The sequence below is a fragment of the Roseixanthobacter psychrophilus genome (assembly GCF_043195195.1).
In the GTDB taxonomy this organism is placed as follows: domain Bacteria; phylum Pseudomonadota; class Alphaproteobacteria; order Rhizobiales; family Xanthobacteraceae; genus NCEH01.
Genome location: NZ_JBAFWT010000091.1, coordinates 1 through 4836, shown reverse-complemented (window position 1 = coordinate 4836; position 4836 = coordinate 1). Strand labels below are relative to the sequence as shown.

The following is a 4836-nucleotide window of genomic DNA, read 5'->3' as shown; positions in this document are numbered from 1 at the left end:
CAGCGCCACTTCTGGACATTGGCTTCAATCCGAAATGCAGACATTCGTAAGCCGGCCGGGAGCTCTCTGCTCGCTAGCCGCCTCCCACTTATGAGATTGGCCTCGACGCCGCCTCCGATTTGGTCGAAATCCCTATTTGAAGGGGCCTCTAATGAAGCAACTTGCGGCGGGCGACCTTACGCCTCGACTCATCAGTCATGCCCTGTGACCAGATCCCTGGAAAAGAAGGCGATTTCAGCATCGAGGTGCTGAGGGCATCGGCTGTTACCTTGTTCGCGATCCTCCTCCGTGACGACCTCGTTGCACACCTCGCAGCGAAGCTCGTAGCCGTCCCGGCGGCACACTGCGCAAGCGCCTTCGTCGACGACGACCGCGACCTCACCGCAGACGTCACATTTCAAGAGCGGTGGCATGCCTCCCTGTGTCGCGGCGACATAGAGGTTTCGGGCGAAGTGGCTCACCAAGGTTGGCCAAATCTGGCCTTTCGCCGGGAAGGTCATGGGGCATACGCGACACCTGAGGCGAGCTGTGTCCTGGTCGGTGTCGGCGGGGTCCTCTAGTTCGACGAGCGCAGACTTGCAGACCGCGCACACGAGCTCTGTCGCGGCGGCGAGGCGCATTGTTGGCGACCGCCAGCGCAGCGTGCGGGTCGAGGCCTGGCATCGGACCAATTCGTCCTGAAACACGCTCTCGTTGGAGAGAAGAAACTCCCAGGTGTCGGACTCCAGCGCTTCCGCCGGATCGAGGCCGAGGACGTCGAATAGGCGGCGAATCATCATCGCCGACTGCGCGACGACCTCCCGTAGGTCGTCGGGACTGCCTGCGAACCGGTAGTGCTCCAAGACATTGCGATGCCTCGTCAGCTTTCGCAGGGGCACCCAATCGAGCTTAATCCCAAGCTGGCCGAACCGCTCGATAATCTGCTGCTCGTCTACGGTCTTCTCGCCCTGGCCCTTGAAGACGAGGTTGCCGGCAGCATCGAGTCCTGGGGTGATGCGGGCCTTGATGAGCACCTCGTCGCTTCCAGCCGGCGACAAGGCGCGGAGCTTCTCTTTGCAAAGGAGGAGAACCCCCGCCCGGACGTTACGTACGGCGGAGATCAGCCGTCGCGGGTCCGATGAACGGAAATCCTCAACGCCAATCTCGATCGATTGCACTGCGCTCGTGAGCAGGGACTCCATGGTCCAGGTAGCCCTCTATGGCGGGGTATAGACGCGCAGGACGCGCCAGAAGCAGACCTTGCCAACTGCGTGCCCGAACGTCCGTTATGGGGCCGGTGGCAGACTGGCCGGTCTTGGCTGCCGCTGTGCCGATAGCCGCCGTTCTGCAGCCGACCCCTTGATTGTCATTCAACCGGTCGTTGGAGTGATCCCGAAACCCGCCGTTCGAGACGACCGCGCGCAGTTTCGGGAAAATCCACTCGGGAACAGATTTCGGGAAAGCGGCCTCGCCGGACGCATCGGGCTGTGGGAGCCGCCTGGACTGTCCCGTAAAGGGCTCCCAGTCCGGGAACGGCGCGAAGGAGCGAATTGTGGTGCCGAGTGGCAACCAGTAGAGTGGTATCAGCATCAAGAGTTGGGGCGACGCCCAACACCAACCTGCCGATCCAGGCAAGGTGGTGCCCTGCAAGGGGATGTGGCCGAGCCGGCAACTAAACGGAGCAAGCCACAAAGCGTCGAACCAGTGCGAGAAGCGACGCTGCATGTCTATGAATGACCCAACCCTTGCCGAGCGGCTTGGATTTAGCCGTGAGGACCGGCTTCTCATCGTCAACTGCGACGACGTGGGATCGAGCCATAGCGCCAACGTGGCAGCGTTTCGAGCCATGACCTGCGGCATCGCCACGGGTGCCTCGCTGATGGTCCCCTGCCCTTGGGCGACCGAGGCGGCGCGCATGTTTCGGGGCTTGCCGCTTGGCGTTCATCTAACCCTGACCAGCGAACATCCGGGCTATCGCTGGCGGAGTCTCACCGGAGCTGTCTCGCTACACGATGCTGACGGCTTCCTGCCTGCCACAACGGCGCTTGCCGTGGCGCAGCAGGACGACGAGGACGTGCGCTCCGAATGTTGCGCCCAGATCTATGCGGCCTTGGCATGGGGCGTTGATGTTACTCACATCGACACGCACATGGATGTCCTCCATGCGAGCGAATCACTATTCGCGATCTACCTCGACCTTGCCGAGCAATTCGACGTCCCAATCAGGCTTCCTCTCCATGCGCCCTTTTCGACGCGCGAACTGGCGGCGGCGCGGGGAGTGTTGTCAGTGGATCATTTAATCTACACTTGGCCGCGCCCCACCCGCGACGTGATGTTCGAGGCGTGTGCTAACCTACCTCGCGGCGTAACGGAGCTGTTTGCCCACCCGGTCTTGGAAGGGGAGGAGCTGCGGGGCTACGACTGTCACCATGCGGGTATTCGCGTGCATGACGCCGCGACGCTGAACGATCCCAGCGTTGCAGCCCTGCTTGATCGGCAGGGAATCACGCGAATTAGCCATCGAGAATTGCGGACAGTGCAGCGAGAAAAAACACTTAGCCTTCCCGTTTCATCATCCTTTTCGAGAAAGCCGGGGCGTGAGGGCAACGGCGGCTATCGTTCATCGCTATCCCGAAACTGGCGTATCGCCTAACCAACCCGGTTCGGTCGTTGGCGTCTGTCAGACCGTAGCCGGGAAATGATTTCCGAGGCACATCTGGGGCCGGCTACCGACCGTCGGCTTCTGGCGCGGGATCGGCAAAAGCTGCCGCGCAAAATTCGGGCACACGACTTTTTATCGATCGGCGTAGTTTGGATCCAACTCGGGGAGCCACCGTCTTTCGTACGCTACGACGCGCTATGGCCGCCGAACTCCGTCGACAGTACGATGTAATTTACAGCTTGAGGGGCGTCTCCTGCTCCCGATAGGCTGTGCGCAAGAAACAGACGCCGGAGTGGGGCCGAAAACACGACGCTCCACTTGCCGGCGAGGTGGGGATAAGGCGCGCTATTAGTCCGCCTGGAAGGAGATCTGACTCGCGTCCATCGACAGACCCTACCATATTCCACCTCATGCAATCGACGGCTTCCCCTAGGCCGGCGTCGCCGCCAGAGCGATGGCCGCCTCTTGTCCCTGGCGACTACAACGCTGGCGTATTGCGCCTGGTCACACTCGTGCGCGACCGGGTGAACCATCTGCTGTTCGCTTCGGTTGAGCTGTTGCCGACCGAAATGCCAGCTCCCCCAAATCCGCCAGGCGGCGGCTGGTGGGACAACTTCGGTGGCGATCGGCTGTGCGTAGGTCGGACCGCGCTGCGTTTGGCAGATGCGCTCGACTGGTACGAGGCCTTGAAACAGGGGCGCGCTACTATTCCGGGCAAGGCCTTTGCGATCACCGCCTCGGCGCTAGGTCCTGAACCCGACTACGACGGGTTTACGGTCCTCGCGGAGCCGCCGCCCTTCTCGCCATCATGGCACGGGCGGCCGCGGCTACATCGCTTGGTGCCGATGGCGGCTCTGGCCGAGCCGGTTCAAGCGCTGCGCGATAGCATGGTCAACGTCAGCGCCGAAGGCCGCGCCCGGCAATGGCTTCGTGACCACATCCATTTTGATTTATTGGCTTATGATGACTGGTTGGGCTCGGGCGTTCTGATTGCGCCTAATCCGTTGCTGCGCGGCTTTGGCGCGCGCATCGTCAATCGGTCGGTGACACCAGAGACCCTGGAGCTTGGCGGCACCCCGCGACGGGGTGCCAATGTCACGTCACTGCGAATGGCGGTCGAAGAGGTTCGCGCGGGAGCGCCGGCGTGGCGCGCCGAAGGCTCGCCAAACGCACTTGGCCGCTTCCGCGCTCCAGCGCCCTCCCAGGTCGCCATGGTGCGCGAGGAGTTGTTCTGTCCCGTACGCGGCGTATTGGACCGCGAGCCGCCGGCCTTCTTCTTCCGCAGCGTCTCTGTCTCCTCCTCTGTGGGAGCTGAGGCCAAGGCTCGTTACGTCGACCCACCGACACGTGCCCCTGATGCGGGTGCGCGCACGGTGTATGTCCGACCCGCCCCAGCGCGGCAATCTGAGCCCCCTATGACACCCTTGCGGGCGCTCGAATGCCTCCAGGACGCGCGGGCCGAGCGGCAGGGCGCGCTACGGCCTGCGGAGGCCCCGCAAATCCCACCCGGCGTTCGCCTGTTTGAGCACAATCGCGAGGAGACAGTGGATTGGATGTGCGGGCTGATCGCCCGCGCACGCTCTCACGTCCTATTCGTTGACCCTTACTTGGACGCTGACGACCTGCAGCAGTTCGCGACGGCCACCCAGTACCAGGGCGTCTCGATCCGCGGCCTGATCAATCCTCGTCCCCGCCGTCACAAGCGTGTCGACCCCAACGGCGACAGCTTCGGCGATCTCATGCTGAAGAAAATCGCGGCCTTCCGCGACCCGGCCCAAGAGTTCGGCGAGATCGACATCCGAGTGTCCCGGGGGCGCCGCCTGCACGACCGCTTCCTTCAGATCGACGATGTCATCTGGCACTCCGGCCATTCGTTCAACAAGGTGGGGGACGGCGAGATTAGTCTGATGACCCTCGTCGCCCAACCCACTGAATTGGCCCAGGCCTTAGCGGAGACTTTCGCCGAAGCTGAGCCGTTCGAGACATGGTGGGCCAATCGGCCGCCGGCGATTTGGTCGTTGAGGCATGAGGCGGGCTATCAGCTGCGACGCTTGGCCAAATGGATCGAACGTCCGCCTGCCGGCCAAGTGCGAGGGGACGTCGATGACTAACGGCCTGACCCTTCCAGCGCCGGTCGACGGCGCTGCGGCGCTCGCTGCGACCATGGAGTGGATTGCAGCATCCGAAGGCTGTCA

3 protein-coding genes and 1 riboswitch are annotated in these 4836 nt (G+C 62.9%); of the genes, 2 read left to right on the top strand and 1 reads right to left on the bottom strand.

Annotated features, from left to right (window positions below; all coding sequences use genetic code 11):
* Nucleotides 1-191 precede the first annotated feature (191 nt).
* Nucleotides 192-1181, bottom strand: coding sequence for a hypothetical protein (locus V5F77_RS28190; RefSeq protein WP_429008380.1), 990 nt, complete (start codon nt 1179-1181; stop codon nt 192-194).
* Nucleotides 1182-1560: 379 nt separating this feature from the next.
* Nucleotides 1561-1665, top strand: a riboswitch (SAM-I-IV-variant riboswitch).
* A 37-nt stretch (nt 1666-1702) separates the two neighbouring features.
* Here V5F77_RS28190 and V5F77_RS28185 point away from each other — a divergent pair.
* A complete protein-coding gene (locus V5F77_RS28185) occupies nt 1703-2632 on the top strand; it encodes a ChbG/HpnK family deacetylase (protein WP_429008379.1) in 930 nt (309 codons plus the stop codon).
* Nucleotides 2633-3153: 521 nt separating this feature from the next.
* Entirely contained in the window at nt 3154-4752 is a 1599-nt protein-coding gene (locus V5F77_RS28180; protein WP_429008378.1) for a VPA1262 family N-terminal domain-containing protein, read from the top strand.
* Nucleotides 4753-4836 lie beyond the last annotated feature (84 nt).

What these genes read in the sequence shown, in the direction of transcription:
- V5F77_RS28190 (WP_429008380.1), bottom strand. Translation starts at nt 1,181, where the DNA reads ATGGAGTCCCTGCTCACGAGCGCAGTGCAATCGATCGAGATTGGCGTT.
- V5F77_RS28185 (WP_429008379.1), top strand. Translation starts at nt 1,703, where the DNA reads ATGTCTATGAATGACCCAACCCTTGCCGAGCGGCTTGGATTTAGCCGT.